This window comes from Nocardia sp. NPDC003482, assembly GCF_053588115.1.
In genome coordinates, this window is the sequence record NZ_JBSFPI010000001.1 from 111,915 (window position 1) to 126,361 (window position 14,447).

The window sequence follows — 14,447 nt, forward strand, 5'->3', positions numbered from 1 at the left end:
TCGGTGTGGCGGGTGTGTGGGGTAGCGACGGATTCGGTGTGCTCGGGGCGGGAGCGAAGGTGTTCGGCCCGGGCGCATTCGGTGCTGTGGGTGTGTGCGGTAGTGCGGGGTTCGGTGTGGTCGGGGTGGGAGTGAACGTGCTGCCTCCCGGCGCGGGCGCGCTCGGTGGCGAGGAGGGGCCAGGGGTGCTCGGCGCTGGAGCGGGGAGGCCGTGGGACGTGGGTGCGTTCGGGGTGAGAGGGGTGGGGGTGTTCGGGGGCGGAGTGGCGGTGTTTGGTTGGGGTGCGGGGGCGTTGTGGTCGGTGACCGGAAGGGCGGGGGCCGAGGAGGGGAGGGTGGCGGCCGGGGCGACGTTGTCTGTGGCCGTGAGGGTTTCGGGAGGAAGCGGGGCGGTCGTGCTCTGGGGGAGGGGAGAGATGTGGGGCTGGGAAGGGGCTGGTTCTTGGGCAGGGGGTGCCGTGGCCGACACCAGGGTGCCGTGGGTCTCGTCGGCAGGAGGGGACCACAAGCCGTCGCTGTGCGATCCGCCGGGCTTGTCCGACGGCGTGTAGGACGCCGGGAGGACCGGTGCCGAATCGCCGTGCGGCAGTTGACCCGTCATGTACGAGGCGGTCGTGATCGATCCGTGCGCCGGAATGTCCGAGCCGGTCGACGCGGAATCGGCCCCGTTCCGCGGAATCCCGGACACGGACCCGGCCGTCACCGGCGAATCCTCGCCCACCCCACTCCCCAACAGCGAACTGACCGAATCCCCCGTCGCCGCGGCCGCCCCGGACCCCACCTCCATCGCCGCCGGAAACGTCGGCAATTTCCCGGACTGATCCGTGAACGGAATGACGTACCGCTGCAACATGACCTGCCGCGCGTCGTCCTGCGCCTTCTGCGCCGCCCGCGACTGGGTGTCGTAACCCGTCGGATCCTGCTTCGGGTCGGCGGTGGGGGTCGGCGGTTCCGGGATGTAGGACTTGGTCGTCAGCGCGGCCTGGGCCGTGGTGGCGACGGCCTGCCCGGTCTGCTCGAACAGCTCGCCCAACTGCCCGGCCTGCTGCGTGTACCCGGACAACGTGGTGACGGCCGTCTCCGCCGCCGTGCCGGTCCACTTGCCGTCGACCGCGCCGCGCACGGCGCGCAACATCTCGTCGGTCGAATCGCGCCACTGGCTGTGCGCCTGGGTCCATGTGCCCACCACATCGGAGCTGCGGTCGGCGACGGTCTGGAAGGCGTCGTAGATCTGGCGGTGGGTGAGGGCGTCGACGTTCTCGGGATCGGTGACGGCGGGCTGGTCGTACTCGGTCATGCCAGTTCCCCGGTCTGCTGGGCGGCCTCGGCGGCGCGGATGCGGGCGGCGAAGTCGGCGTCGGTCTGCTCCAGGCGTTCCCGGATCGCGCGGAACAGCGTCTGGAGTTCGTCGGCGACCTGCCAGTGGCTCTGCAAGGTCTCGGTCGCGCTGGCCGGACCGCCCGCGGCCTTCTCCCGGAACCGCCGCACCATCGCCTGCGCCGAGGTGAGCACGCTGGCCTGTTCGCCCAGCCCCCACGACTCGTGTTGCGCCACCGAACGAGTGAGCCGCTGAATGGCCTCGATATCGGACTTGCGCTTGCGCATCGCGCGGTCCAGCGCGAGGAACGCCTCCGGATCGGCCTTCAGCGAAACCGCCCCCGCCCTGGCCTGTTCGATCAAAGGACCGAAACCGCCGCTGTGTTGCATGCTGTCCCCGCTCGACTGTGTTCCCTGCGATCGCTTGGACGCGTCCGCGGCCCTCGCGGTTCCCGTCGATATCGGCGGAGTTCCGAACCCCTTGGGCGACAAGGCATTCGCGCACGATATCCGCGGAATCCGCGGCCCGGCAGGCATCGCGATCGAACCGGTGGGGCGATTCTGTCACACGCGCGCCGGTCGCGACAGCCGATGCGCGGATCGATCACCGGCGCGGATCGGGGGTGAACAGGGGTAGCGCCGCGTCCACGACGGCGTCGGCGGACGGCAGCTCCGACAGGGCCGCGGGCGGGCTGAGATGCCGTTGCAGTGCCCGCTGATGCGCCGCCCCGACCAGCAGCAGCGCGGCGGGCCGCAGTTCGGCCGCGCCCGGGGCGAGCTGGGCGAGCACCGCGTCCACCGCCCGATGCGGTCCCAGATCCAGGTCGCGGCTGCGTGTCTCGTAGCTCGCGCGCAGTTCGGCGTCGGACAGGATCGCGGCCATGATCGGAATCGCCGCCAGGAAGAACTCCTCGAGCGTCGCCACCAGCGCCAGCAGATCCGCGCGCAGGTCGGCCGCGCCGGAACGCTCGCCGAGCATCTCCTTCAACGGCCGCAGATGCTGCTGGATCACCGCGTGCAGCAACCCCATTCGATCACCGAAGTGATAGAAGATGCTCGATTCGGCGACCCCGGCGCGCGCGGCGACCTCCTTGGTCGACAGGCGGGCCACCCCGGATTCGGTCAGCAACCGCTGCGCGCTGTCGATCACGGCCTCGCGCACACCCGTGCGCGGGCGGCCCCGAGGTGTCACATCGTCTCCTTCACCCTCGTCGAACTATTGCAGTATGCCGTACTGCCCCGTATTTTTTGAGTATGCACTCAGTAAATGGAGGTGTTCGTCGATGACCAGTCCGACCACGACCCCGCCGAGCAGGCTGCGCGCCCAATCCCTCGTCGACTCCGTCATGCGGGCCCTGCTGCGGTCGCCGCTGCACCGGGCGCTCAGCGGGAAGCTCATGATCGTCACCGTCGTCGGCCGCAAGACCGGACGCGTCTACGCCAATCCGGTGGGCTACGCCGAACACGACGGCGCGCTGCTGGTGGGCACCGCGGCGGGATGGCGGCGCAATCTGCGACCCGGCGAGCCCGTGCGCATCACCTGGCGCGGGCGCACGCTGCTCGCGGACTGGGAGGTGATCTCCGATGAGGAGGCCCTGGTGGAGCCGTACCGAATCATCCTGAGCCACAACCCGACCCACGGCCGGTTCGCGGGCATCGAACTGAATCCGGACGGCGGCGTCAACCGCGAACAGCTGCACGCGGCCGTCGCCCGCGGCACGGTCGTGGTCCGGCTGCGCCCGCGCGCGGCGTAGTCAGCGGTCGTCGGGGCGGCACTTGTGCAGCCACTCGTCGAGTTTGTCGAGGCTGCCGGTGCACACCACGGACCCGGACTCCTCCTCGACGAGATTCCAGCCGTAGGGCGGGCGGAGTTCCCGTTCGATGTGGAAGCCCGTGCCGGCCTCGGATTCCAGGGCGCACAACCAGGCCCGGATCGACTCGGGTTCCCGGGAGTGATCCGGTTTGCGCGGCGGTGGCGTGGTCACCGCGGACCCGCCCCGAGGACGCGGGCCCGAACGACGAGTGGGCGCACCTCTCGAATCGTATCGAGGCGGACCCGTCCCCCGGGGCGGTTCGGCCCGAATCCGTGCCCGCGAGTTACCGTTCAGCAGCCGCGCTCAGGTGGCCCGGCTGACCGAGGACATGTGGAAGTCCGGAATCCGCAAGGGCGGCATGGCCGTTCGGGTGAACCAGTCCTTCCACTCCCGCGGCAGGGTGACCTCGGTGGCCCCGGCCTCGGTGACCCGGCGCAACAGGTCCACCGGACTCTCGTTGAAGCGGAAGTTGTTCACCGCCGCGCTGACCGTGCCGTTCTCGACCAGATACACCCCGTCCCGGGTCAACCCGGTGAGCAGCAGCGTCGCCGGATCGACCTCGCGGATGTACCACAGGCACGTCAGCAGCAGCCCGCGTTCGGTGCGGGCGACCAGATCGTCGAGCGTCGCGTCCGAACCGCCCGTCATGAGCAGGTTCTCGCCGGGAACCGTGACGGGCGCGTCGTATTCGGCGGCGATCGCGCGCGGATAGATGAGCGAGGACACGGCCCCCTCGCGGATCCAGTCGACCCGCTCGGCGGGCAGCCCGTTGTCGAACACCGACACCGACTCCGAGGACGCGCTGGTCGCGACGAACGGGCGATACTCCAGTCCGGCGGCCGACGGATCGGAGTACAGGGTGAGCGGAATGTCGCTGAGCCGCTCGCCGATTCGCGTGCCGCCCGCGCGGGCGAACGCGGTGTGCCCCTCGTGCGCGCCCCGGCCCTCCATCGACCACACCATGTCGATCATCAGATCCGCCACCGCCGAGGGCGGCAGCAGGGTCTCGTACCGCCCGGCGGGCAGCTCGACCCGGTGCTTGCACCAGTCGAGGCGTTTGGTCAGCTCGCCCAGCAGGGCCGCGGTGTCGACATCGGTGAAATCGAGCGTGCCCGCGCCCACCCACGCGCTGGCCCCCGAGTCGGGATCGCCGCGCTTGCCGTTGATCTCGATCGATCCGGTCGGCTGGGTCCAGCGGCTGCGGATGCCGGTCGAGGTGCCCAGCCAGGTGGTGTGCAACTGGTGGTGGGCGAAGCCGTAGAGGCGGTCCGCGGCCTCGAATCCGATGGCCAGATCGCGGGCGAGATCGGTGAAGACCTCGATCCCGGTGGTGGCCGCCGCGTCCGCCCAGTCCGGCGCCGCGAGCCCGGTCTCCAGCAGCGGCATGGCGTCGCGCGCGGGTTCGGCGTCGGCGGCGGCGGCCTCGGCGGCGCGGACCACGGCCGCGATGTCGTCGGGGTCGACGCTGGTCGAACTCACGCTGCCGACCCGGGCATGGTTCGGTCCCGCCCGCAGGATCGACACGACCGCCCACTGCCGCGACACCGAGGAACCGTTGGTGGTCATGGAGTTTCCGGCCCAGCGCAGCGACGCCTCGTGCGCGTCGGTCACGATCACGATCGTCTCGTCCGCGCGCGCGGCCGCCAGCGCGCGTTCCACCACCGCACCGCCGTGTGGGATCGTCATCGCCCCGCCTCCGCCTGAGTATTGAGCACATTGACCCCCCGCACCAGCACCGACGGGCAGCCGTGGCTGACCGCCGCGACCTGGCCGGGTTGGGCCTTACCGCAGTTGAACGCGCCGCCCAGCACCCACGTCGAGGGGCCGCCGACGGCCTCCATCGCGCCCCAGAAGTCGGTGGTGGTGGCCTGATAGGCGACGTCGCGCACCTGACCGGTCAAGCGGCCGTTGCGGATTCGATAGAACCGCTGACCGGTGAACTGGAAGTTGTAGCGCTGCATATCGATCGACCAGGACTTGTCGCCGACGATGTAGAGGCCGTCCTCGACCCCCGCGATCAGCTCCTCGGTGCTGGTGTCGCGCGCCGGATCGGGCCGCAGCGAGACATTGGCCATGCGCTGGATGGGCACGTGATGCGCGGAGTCGGCGTAAGAGCAGCCGTTGGAGCGGTCCAGCCCGAGCCGGGGCGCGAACACCCGATCGAGCTGGTAGCCCACCAGGACCCCGTCGCGGATGAGATCCCACTGCTGCCCGGCCACGCCCTCGTCGTCGAATCCGACCGTGGCCAGGCCGAATTCCTCGGTCCGGTCCCCGGTGACGTGCATGATCGGGGTGCCGTAGCGCAGCGTGCCCAGCTTGTCGGGCGTGGCGAACGACGTTCCGGCGTAAGCGGATTCGTAGCCGATGGCCCGGTCGTATTCGGTGGCGTGGCCGATGGATTCGTGAATGGTCAGCCACAGATTCGTCGGGTCGATGACCAGATCGGTCGGGCCGGGTTCGACGGTGGGGGCTTTGACCTTCTCGGCCAGCCACTCCGGGATCCGCGCGAGTTCGCCCGGCCAGTCCCACACCCCGTCCGCGCCGGTGACGTACTCCCAGCCGCGCCCGGCCGGGGCGGCCAGCGTGCGCATCGTCTCGAACCGCCCCGCCGCCGGATCGACCGTCACCGCCTCCAGTTGCGGATACAGCCGCACCCGTTGCTGGGTGATCGACGAACCGGCGGTGTCGGCGTAGAAGACCTGCTCCTTGACCTGATACACCGACGCGGTGACGTGATCGACGCCGTCGGCGGCCGACAGCCGCTCCGAATAGTCCTGTAGCAGCGCCACTTTCTCGCGGGTCGGCACCGCGAACGGATCGATCGCGTACGACGAGACCCACGACGCGTCGGCGTAGGCGGGCTCCGCGGCCAGCTCCACCCGCTCGCGGTTCAACGCGCGCAGCGTGGTCGCGACCGCCACGGCCCGGCGCGCCACGTCGGCGGCCGTCGCGGGGGTCAGATCCGCGTGCGAGGCGAAACCCCAGGTGCCGTCGACGATCACGCGCACCGCGAAGCCCAGATCGGTTGCGTCGTGGACGGATTCGACCCGGCCGTCGCGCAGGGCGATCGACTGGGTGACGAGCCGATGCACGCGCAGATCGGCGTGTTCGGCACCGGCGGCGCGCGCCGCGGCGAGCGCGGCGTCGGCCAGCGCGGCCAGCGGTAGCGCGCGGAACTGTTCGTCCACGTCCCGGGTAGCGATGCTCACCCCGGACACGCTAACCGCTGGTGAACGTCGGGTTCAACCGGAACGCCAGGTGAGCGGCCACGCCCGCGCGACACGCCGTGCAAACCGGCATCGAGTGCAAACCCGCACGAAATGCGGCCTGGCGCAAGGTGAAGAACGCGCACGACACGCAGCTTGCCGCGTGTTCGCCGATCCATGCCGTACTGTCTGCCCGCGTGCCGCCATCCGCACTCCGTGACCGTAAACGAGAACGTACCCGTCGCGCCATCCTCGAGGCCGCCGTCGACCTGTTCGAGCGCCGTGGCTACGAGGCGACCACCGTCGCCGACATCGCCGCGACGGCCGAGGTGGGCACGCGCACGTTCTTCAACTACTTCGAGAGCAAAGAGGAGCTGCTCTTCCCCGAACCCGACGATCGGGTGCAGGCCGCCGTCCACGCCATCGCCACCCGGCGCCCGGACGAACGGCCCGTCGAGGTGCTCCTACGCGCCTTACGCGCGGCCGGGGACAACCCCGGCGACCACATCGGCGACGATCTCGCCGCCCGCATCGCGGTACTGCGCGCGCGGGTTTCGCGCACGGTGCCCGCGGTGAGCGGCCGCGCCGCGCACGCGCAGCTGGCCGCCCAGCAGGAGATCGCCCGGCAGTTGCGCACCGCGTTCCCCGACGAACTCGACGAGGTCGGCGCGGCCGCGTTGGTCGGCGCGGTCGTGGGCGCGGTGTCGGGCGCGCTGACCGTGTTGTTCTCCGGCCGGTACGCCATCGAGGACGGCGATCGGCTGCACCACAAGATTCGCGAGACCACCTCCCGCGTCCTCGCGCCCTGGCTGTCCTCGGGGCGGCACATGACCGCCGAGATGGTGCGCTGACTCAGCCGAACTGCTGCCAGCCCAGTCGAATCACCATGCCCGCCACCACGATCAGCAGCACCGCGCGCACGAATCCGGCCCCGCGCGCCAGCGCCATGCGCGAACCCACCACGGCCCCGGCGATATTCGCGACCGCCATCACCAGGCCCAGCGCCCACAGCACGTGCCCGGTGGCCGCGAGCAGCGCCAGCGAGCCCAGATTGGAACCGCAGTTGATCACCTTCGCCATCGCCGCCGCGCGCACGAACTCCGTGCCCAGCAGCGTGGCGAACGCGATGATGAGGAACGTTCCGGTGCCCGGTCCGATCAGGCCGTCGTAACAACCGATCAGCCCCGCCGCGAGCAACACCACCAGCACCGTCTTGCGCCGGGTCGGCGGATGCGTGGCGAGGGTGACCCCGATCGAGGGCCGCAACGTCACGACGAGCGCCACCGCGGCCAGCACCACCATCACGATCGGGATGAAGAACCGGCGTTCGATCAGCCCCACCGCGGCCGATCCGGCGGCCGAGGCGATCGCGGCGACGAGCGCGCCCGGCACCAGCACGCGCCAGTTCATCGGCACCCGGCGCGCGAAAGTGGCTGCCGCCGCGCTGGTTCCGCAGAACGCGGCGAGTTTGTTGGTGCCCAGCACGGTCTGCGGGGCCAGGGTCGGGGCGACCAGCAGCAGGGTCGGCAGGATGATCAGCCCGCCGCCGCCGACCACCGCGTCGACCCAGCCGGCCGCGGTCGCCGCCGACACCAGCGCCGCCCAGTCCGCGAAATCCACGCCGCCGAGACAATCAGACATCGGAGGAATCCGGCAAATCACCGGACAACCCGGTGCGGCGGGCGCGGCGCATAGGCTGGGGCCGTGCGTCGATTCAGTCTCTGGCTGCGCGGCAAACCCGTGGTGGCCGATTCGATCCTGGCCTTCGCGCTGCTGGTGATCGATGTGCTGGCCTGGCGCTCGAGTACCCATCTCTACATCGATCTGCTGGTGAGCGTGCTGATCCCGCTGCCGTTGGTGCTGCGCCGGGTGTATCCGCGGGCGGCGGCCGCGGCGCTGTTGTCGTTGTCTCTGACGGTCACGGTGATCGATGCCGTGGTGCACGACGAGCCGGAGTATCCGGCGTTGCTGGCGCTGGGGATCATGCTCTACACGCTGGTCGCCTACGTGGGCCGCCGGGACGGGCTGATCTACCTGGCCGGGCTGACCGCGGACGGGGTGTTGTCGGTGACGCTGGGCGGCCAGGTCGTGGGCTCGACCTTCGCGTTCCTGACCCTGTACTACGCGCTGTGCTGGACGCTGGCCGAATTCCTCGGCGCGCGACACGCTTACGACAGCGAGGTCGCCGCGCGGCTGGCCGTCGCCGACTACGACCGGGAACGCGGTGCGCACGAAGCGGTTTCGGTCGAACGCACTCGCATCGCCCGCGAACTGCACGACGTGGTCGCGCACGCGGTGAGCGTGATCGTCGTCCAGGCCGACGGCGCGAAGTACGCCCTGCGCCGCGACCCCGACGCCGCCGAACAAGCGCTGGCCACCATCGCCGCGACCGGGCGCGACGCCCTGCGGGAACTGCGCCGCACGGTCGCGCTGCTGCGGACCGAGCACGCCCCCGAACAACTCCCGCAGCACGGCACCGCGGGCCTGGCGAAGGTCGTGGAGATGATGCGCAACGCCGGGCTGGCCGTCGAACTGGAACTCACCGGCGAACTCGACGACGTGACACCCGAGGTGAGCCTCGGTGTGCACCGCATCGTGCAGGAGTCGCTCACCAACACCTTCCGGCACGCGGGGACCGATCCCACCGCGTGGGTCAAAGTGCGCCGCCGCGCCGACGACGTCCTGGTGGAGGTGATCGACTCCGGTCCGCTCTGCGGCACCGAGGCCGCGGGTCCGCGCGGCGGGATCATCGGCAGCGGGCTGGGACTGGTCGGGATGCGGGAGCGGATCGCGGTGCTCGGCGGCACGCTCGAGGCGGGGCGGCGGCCCGAGGGCGGTTGGCGGGTGCGTGCCACCATCCCGTTGGCGCGGCCGATAGATTGAGGGCGTGCCGATCACCGTTCTCGTCGTCGACGATCAGGAGCTGATGCGGGCCGGGCTGAAGATGGTCCTCGGGGCGCATCCCGACATCGAGGTGATCGGCGAGGCCGACAACGGGGCGGCGGCCGTGCGGCACACCGTGGATCTCGTGCCCGACGTGGTGCTGATGGATGTCCGGATGCCGGTCGTCGACGGCGTGACCGCGACCGCGCAGATCCTCGAATCCGGTTGCGGCAGCAGGGTTCTGGTGATGACGACGTTCGATCTGGACGAGCACGCGCTGGGCGCGCTGCGCGCCGGGGCGAGCGGCTTCCTGCTCAAGGACACGCCACCCGAGGACCTCATCTCGGCCATTCGCAGCGTGGCCGCCGGGGACGCGGTGGTCTCACCGAAGGTGACCAAGCGGCTGCTGGACCGGCTCATCGCCGACGACCCCGGCGGCATGCGCGATCCGTCGGTGCTCGATGTGCTCACCGCCCGCGAACGCGAGGTGCTCGAGCAGATCGCCGCCGGGCGCTCCAACGCCGAGATCGCCGCCGAGCTGTATCTGTCCGAGGCGACGGTCAAGACGCACGTGGGCCGGGTGCTCACCAAACTGAATCTGCGCGACCGGGTGCAGGCGGTGGTGCTCGCCTACGAGACGGGCCTCGTGCGGCCCGGCGCCTGAATTCTCAGTCACCCCACAGGCCGGGCGGGAGAAAATTCGGACATCCGCGCGTTGGATCGGGTAGAGAGTCGCCGAAAGGACCGCCATGCCCGCCCTGCTGTTCGCCCTCTATCTGGTCGCCGAGGTCGCCACCCTGGTCGTGGTCGGCCACGTCCTCGGTGTCGTACCCACCATCCTGCTGCTCATCCTCGGTTCCGGCCTGGGCCTCGTCCTGGTCCGCGCCCAGGGCCGCAAGGTCTTCGACCAGTTCCGCCGCGCGAGCCGCGGCGAGATCGCCCCCGGCACCGCCGTGGCCGACGGCTTCCTGGTAGCGGTCGGCGCCGTCCTCATGTTCGTCCCCGGCCTCCTCACCTCCCTCGCGGCCCTCCTGTTCCTCCTCCCCACCCGCGCCCTCCTCCGCCCCCTCCTCACCGCCTTCGCCGCCCGCCAGGCCACCCGCCTAGCCACCTCCCCCCGCTACCGCGGCGTCGTCATCGACCCCACCGGCGACATCATCGACGCCACGGTCACCCACGAGTACTACGACGACGGCCAAGGCCGAGCCCACCGCATCATCGACGCGAACTGAGCGCTGTCCGGGCCCAGCCCCTGTCCCTGCCCGGCCGAAGGCCGGGCAGGGCGGGGCCAAGACAGAGGCCGGGCCGAGACAGAGGCCGGGTAGGGACAGACGCCGGGTAGGGACAGATGCCGGGCCGGGTCGAGACAGGCCCGGGCAGGGACAAACGCCGGGCAGGGACAAACGCCGGGCAGCGATAGAGGCCGGGCGGGGACAGGGATTGGTGCGCCCGGCCAGGGATAGGGGTGAGACTGACCCCACCGAAAGCTTGGGCGACCCAGGTGGACAGCAACCCAGCCGCACCCTTTATTCGGATCCGCACCCGTTGCAGGGCTATACAACGGGTGCGGATTCGAATAAGGGGTGCGGGTGGGGTGGTGGGGGTGGGGTGGCAGACTCGGCGGGGTGAGTACGCGGTTGCTGGTGGGGGGTCGGATCCATAGTTCGAGTTCGCCGGATGCGACCGCTATGGCGGTCAGTGATGGGATCGTGGTGTGGGTGGGGGCGGATCGGCCGGGGCGGGCGTTGCATCCCGAGGCCGAGGTGGTGGAGTTGGACGGGGCGTTCGTGGCGCCGGGGTTCGTGGATCCGCATGTGCATGTGACGGGGTTGGGGTTGCGGCTCATCGGGTTGGATCTGTCGGGGGCGGGGTCGCTGGGGGAGTGTCTGGAACTCGTGCGGGAGTACGCGGCGGCGCACGACGACGCGGTGCTGACGGGACAGGGGTGGGACGAGACGAGTTGGCCGGAGGGTCGGCCGCCGACGCGCGAGGAGATCGACGCGGCCGTGGGGCCGGGCAGGCTCGCGTATCTCGTTCGGGTGGACGCACATTCGGCCGTGGTGTCGACCGCGATGCTCGACGCCGTGCCGCGGGTGCGCTCCGCCACCGGCTACACCCCCGGCGAACCGTTGCGCGCCGAGGCCCATCACCTGGTGCGGCAGGCCATGATCGAGCGAATGGACCGCGCGCAGCGCGACCGGGCCCGCCGCGCGGCGCTGGATCACGCGGCCGCACACGGGGTCGTGGCCGTCCACGAATGCGCGGGTCCGGAGATCTCCGGCCGCGCCGACGTCACCGAACTGCTCGAATTCCCCCACGGCGTCGAGGTCCGCGCCTACTGGGGTGAAGCCGTGCGCGACGCGGGCGAGGCCGCCGCCCTGACCAAGGAACTGGGCGTGCACGGATTGGCGGGCGACCTGTTCGTCGACGGTTCGATCGGCTCGCACACCGCCTGGCTGCGCGCCCCCTACGCCGACCGCGACACCACCGGCGTCGGCTACCTCGACGCCGACGCCATCGCCGCCCACGTGCGCGCCTGCACCGAAGCGGGCCTGCAGGCCGGCTTCCACGCCATCGGCGACGGCGCGATCGACGCTGTGCTGCAAGGCTTTTCGCGGGTGGCCGCCGAACTGGGCACGCCCGCCGTCGCCGCCCGCGGTCACCGCCTCGAACACGCCGAACTGCTCGACGCCGACCAGATCGCGAAACTCGCCGAATTCGGCGTCATCGCCAGCGTGCAACCCGGCTTCGACGCCGCCTGGGGCGGCCCCGACGGCATGTACGCCCAGCGCCTCGGCCCCGACCGCGCCGCCGCGCTGAACCCGTTCTCCGCCCTGGCCGCCGCGGGCGTCGCCCTGGCCATCGGCTCGGACGCACCCGTCACCGCCCTCGATCCCTGGGCGGCCGTGCGCGCCGCCGCCCACCACCGCACCCCCGGCCACCACCTCTCCCCGCGCGCCGCCTTCGCCGCCGCCACCCGGGGCGCGTGGCGGGCGGGCGGCGTCCGCGACGGCATCGCGGGCACCCTCGTCCCGGGCGCGCCCGCCTCGTACGCCATCTGGGACGCAAGCGAATTGGTGGTCGCCGCCGCCTCGGATTCGGTGCAGCGCTGGTCCACCGACCCGCGTTCGCGCGTGCCCGGCCTGCCCCGCCTCGATCCGGACGCGCCCCTGCCCACCTGCCTGCGCACCGTCCACCGCGGCGAGACGATCTACCGGGCATGAACTGTTCACACCCCGGTGGGACGGATGTACCAACGGTCCGTAGCATCGGCCGCGTGCCGAGATCGCCCGAGTGCCCGCGATGAGTGAGTCCGATTCGTCCGGGACGCGGGCACATTCGATCGACGCGATCCGCGGGTTCTGGACCCGCCACCCCGTCCTCGGCCGCAGTCTGCTGTCCGTCGCGGCGGGCCTGCTGATCTTCGCCAGCTTCCCCCCGCGCACCTGCTGGTATCTCGCCCCGCTGGGCATCGCGCTGCTCACCCTCGCCGTGCGCGGCGAGGGTCGCCCGCGCGGCGGATTCGGCTACGGCATGCTCGGCGGGCTGGCCTTCTTCCTGCCGCTGCTGCCGTGGACCGGAATCTACGTCGGCCCCGTCCCGTGGCTCGGACTCTCCGCGGCCTGCGCGGTCTACGTCGGACTGTTCGGGCTCGCGGCCCGGCTCGTCGGCGGCCTGCCGGGCTGGCCGCTGTGGGTGGCGACGGTGTGGTCGCTCACCGAATGGGGACGATCCAGCTTCCCCTTCGGCGGATTCCCCTGGGGCAGGCTGGCGTTCGGGCAGGCTGACGGCTGGTATCTCCCGCTGGCGATGCTCGGCGGCGCGCCCGTGGTGAGCTTCGCGGTCGCGCTCACCGGAACCCTGTTGGCCGCCTTGGCCATTCGCGTGTACCGCCGCGACGCGCCCGGCCTGCGCCGCGGAATTTTCGCCGTCGCAACACTTGTGGTTATCATCCCGGGTACCGGAGTGATCCTCCGGGCCGCGCTGCCCGCCCCGGACGACGGTAACCGGCCGATCACGGTCGCCGCGATCCAGGGCAGCGTGCCGCGCCTGGGTCTGGACTTCAACGCCCAGCGCCGCGCCGTCCTCGACAATCACGTCCGCCGCACCGAGGAGTTGGCCCGCGCGATCGATGCCGGGCGGGCGCCGCGGCCGGATGTGGTGATCTGGCCGGAGAATTCGTCCGATATCGACCCTTTGCGCAATTCCGACGCGGCCGCGGAGATCACCGCCGTCTCCCGCCGCGTCCACGCGCCCATCCTGGTCGGCGCGGTCCTGGTCAACGACGACGACACCACCACCAATTCGGTTCTGGTGTGGGACGGTGACCGGGTGGGGGAGCGGCACGACAAGAAGATCGTGCAGCCCTTCGGCGAGTACCTGCCCTATCGGGACTTCTTCCGGCACTTCTCGAAATACGCCGACCGCGCCGGCTATTTCGTGCCCGGCCACGGCGACGGCGTCGTGCACGCGACGCCCGCCCGCGGCGGTCCGCCCGTCGCGATCGGCGTGGCCACCTGCTACGAGGTCGCCTTCGACCGCGCCTTCGAGGACTCCCTGCGCGCGGGCGCCCAGATCCTCACCGTGCCCACCAACAACGCCACCTTCGGGCGCAGCGAGATGACCTATCAGCAGCTGGCCATGTCCCGCGTGCGCGCGGTGGAACACGGCCGCGCCCTGGTCGTTTCGGCCACCACGGGGGTGAGCGCCATCATCGCCGCCGACGGCACGGTCACTCTGCAGACCGAGCAGTTCGTTCCCGCCGCCCTCGTGGCGACGCTCCCACTGCGCGACGCCACCACCCCCGCCACCCGGCTGGGCCCGCTGCCGGAACGCCTGCTGGTGGTCGTCGGCGCGCTCGCCGTCGGCGTTGCGGCTATCCGGCGGCGAACCTCGCGGCCCGCATCGCCCGCGCCCGCCGAGGGTCGGGTCGACGCGTAGCCGGGCACGGGATCGCCCCGGCGCGCGCACCTTTCGGGCGTACCCGTGACCGCGACCGCGCGGGCACGGCGGCAGCGGACGTTTCGTAATATTCGCCCGAACTTAGCTGAATTACCAACGTGTGACTTGCTTCTGCCGTAGCATGCCTGTTTACTTGATCTTCATCCTATGATATCGACGGTTGCGGTTCGTTAGCCTCTCGAAGATCGCCTCCGCCAACGTCGTTCGAATCGAAACAAGTCGGGGACCTTACCGATCCGCCCGACTCGATGCTCCGAATCATAGG

General features: G+C 71.0%; 15 protein-coding genes. 9 read left to right on the top strand and 6 right to left on the bottom strand.

All coding sequences use genetic code 11. The features are described from left to right. The first annotated feature begins 599 nt into the window (after positions 1-599). Complete coding sequence (locus ACWDSJ_RS00535) at positions 600-821, top strand: hypothetical protein (protein WP_450028554.1); 222 nt, start codon at positions 600-602, stop codon at positions 819-821. A gap of 144 nt (positions 822-965) precedes the next feature. Further along, complete coding sequence (locus ACWDSJ_RS00540) at positions 966-1,229, top strand: hypothetical protein (RefSeq protein ID WP_450028555.1); 264 nt, start codon at positions 966-968, stop codon at positions 1,227-1,229. Between the two features lie 64 nt (positions 1,230-1,293). On the opposite strand, the gene ACWDSJ_RS00545 is transcribed toward ACWDSJ_RS00540, so the two are convergent. Then, on the bottom strand, positions 1,294-1,707 hold the full coding sequence (locus ACWDSJ_RS00545) for a hypothetical protein (protein ID WP_387357331.1): 414 nt from the start codon (positions 1,705-1,707) through the stop codon (positions 1,294-1,296). A 214-nt stretch (positions 1,708-1,921) separates the two neighbouring features. Then, a complete protein-coding gene (locus tag ACWDSJ_RS00550; protein ID WP_450028556.1) occupies positions 1,922-2,509 on the bottom strand; it encodes a TetR/AcrR family transcriptional regulator in 588 nt (195 codons plus the stop codon). Positions 2,510-2,600: 91 nt separating this feature from the next. Between ACWDSJ_RS00550 and ACWDSJ_RS00555 the strand changes: the two genes are divergently transcribed. Continuing rightward, a complete protein-coding gene (locus ACWDSJ_RS00555; RefSeq protein ID WP_450028557.1) occupies positions 2,601-3,071 on the top strand; it encodes a nitroreductase/quinone reductase family protein in 471 nt (156 codons plus the stop codon). On the opposite strand, the gene ACWDSJ_RS00560 is transcribed toward ACWDSJ_RS00555, so the two are convergent. The 3 genes from ACWDSJ_RS00560 to ACWDSJ_RS00570 form a co-directional block, all read right to left on the bottom strand. After that, a complete protein-coding gene (locus ACWDSJ_RS00560; protein ID WP_387357334.1) occupies positions 3,072-3,302 on the bottom strand; it encodes a hypothetical protein in 231 nt (76 codons plus the stop codon). Positions 3,303-3,434: 132 nt separating this feature from the next. Beyond that, entirely contained in the window at positions 3,435-4,817 is a 1,383-nt protein-coding gene (locus ACWDSJ_RS00565; protein ID WP_450028558.1) for a metallopeptidase TldD-related protein, read from the bottom strand. Continuing rightward, positions 4,814-6,340, bottom strand: coding sequence for a TldD/PmbA family protein (locus tag ACWDSJ_RS00570; RefSeq protein WP_450028559.1), 1,527 nt, complete (start codon positions 6,338-6,340; stop codon positions 4,814-4,816). Before ACWDSJ_RS00570 ends, ACWDSJ_RS00565 begins: the two co-directional genes overlap by 4 nt. 194 nt (positions 6,341-6,534) lie before the next feature. Here ACWDSJ_RS00570 and ACWDSJ_RS00575 point away from each other — a divergent pair, with 194 nt between their 5' ends. Further along, complete coding sequence (locus ACWDSJ_RS00575; RefSeq protein ID WP_450028560.1) at positions 6,535-7,188, top strand: TetR/AcrR family transcriptional regulator; 654 nt, start codon at positions 6,535-6,537, stop codon at positions 7,186-7,188. Position 7,189: 1 nt separating this feature from the next. On the opposite strand, the gene ACWDSJ_RS00580 is transcribed toward ACWDSJ_RS00575, so the two are convergent. Beyond that, a complete protein-coding gene (locus tag ACWDSJ_RS00580; RefSeq protein WP_450029009.1) occupies positions 7,190-7,957 on the bottom strand; it encodes a TSUP family transporter in 768 nt (255 codons plus the stop codon). Between the two features lie 84 nt (positions 7,958-8,041). Here ACWDSJ_RS00580 and ACWDSJ_RS00585 point away from each other — a divergent pair, with 84 nt between their 5' ends. From ACWDSJ_RS00585 to lnt, 5 genes are all read left to right on the top strand, one after another. Then, positions 8,042-9,220: a sensor histidine kinase gene (locus ACWDSJ_RS00585; RefSeq protein ID WP_450028561.1), complete on the top strand. Its 1,179-nt coding sequence runs from the start codon at positions 8,042-8,044 to the stop codon at positions 9,218-9,220. Positions 9,221-9,224: 4 nt separating this feature from the next. Next, positions 9,225-9,884, top strand: a complete 660-nt coding sequence (locus ACWDSJ_RS00590) for a response regulator (RefSeq protein ID WP_387357339.1) — start codon at positions 9,225-9,227, stop codon at positions 9,882-9,884. An 85-nt stretch (positions 9,885-9,969) separates the two neighbouring features. Next, positions 9,970-10,452 carry an FxsA family protein gene (locus ACWDSJ_RS00595; RefSeq protein WP_450028562.1) on the top strand — a complete coding sequence of 161 codons (483 nt, stop codon included), beginning with the start codon at positions 9,970-9,972 and terminating at the stop codon, positions 10,450-10,452. Positions 10,453-10,845: 393 nt separating this feature from the next. Then, a complete protein-coding gene (locus tag ACWDSJ_RS00600; protein ID WP_450028563.1) occupies positions 10,846-12,444 on the top strand; it encodes an amidohydrolase in 1,599 nt (532 codons plus the stop codon). A gap of 79 nt (positions 12,445-12,523) precedes the next feature. Then, positions 12,524-14,161 carry an apolipoprotein N-acyltransferase gene (gene lnt, locus ACWDSJ_RS00605; protein WP_450028564.1) on the top strand — a complete coding sequence of 546 codons (1,638 nt, stop codon included), beginning with the start codon at positions 12,524-12,526 and terminating at the stop codon, positions 14,159-14,161. The last annotated feature ends 286 nt before the right edge of the window (positions 14,162-14,447 follow it).

Coding starts and splice junctions, on each gene's coding strand:
- ACWDSJ_RS00595 (WP_450028562.1), top strand. CDS start 9,970: ATGCCCGCCCTGCTGTTCGCCCTCTATCTGGTCGCCGAGGTCGCCACC.
- lnt (WP_450028564.1), top strand. CDS start 12,524: ATGAGTGAGTCCGATTCGTCCGGGACGCGGGCACATTCGATCGACGCG.
- ACWDSJ_RS00555 (WP_450028557.1), top strand. CDS start 2,601: ATGACCAGTCCGACCACGACCCCGCCGAGCAGGCTGCGCGCCCAATCC.
- ACWDSJ_RS00565 (WP_450028558.1), bottom strand. CDS start 4,817: ATGACGATCCCACACGGCGGTGCGGTGGTGGAACGCGCGCTGGCGGCC.
- ACWDSJ_RS00535 (WP_450028554.1), top strand. CDS start 600: ATGTACGAGGCGGTCGTGATCGATCCGTGCGCCGGAATGTCCGAGCCG.
- ACWDSJ_RS00545 (WP_387357331.1), bottom strand. CDS start 1,707: ATGCAACACAGCGGCGGTTTCGGTCCTTTGATCGAACAGGCCAGGGCG.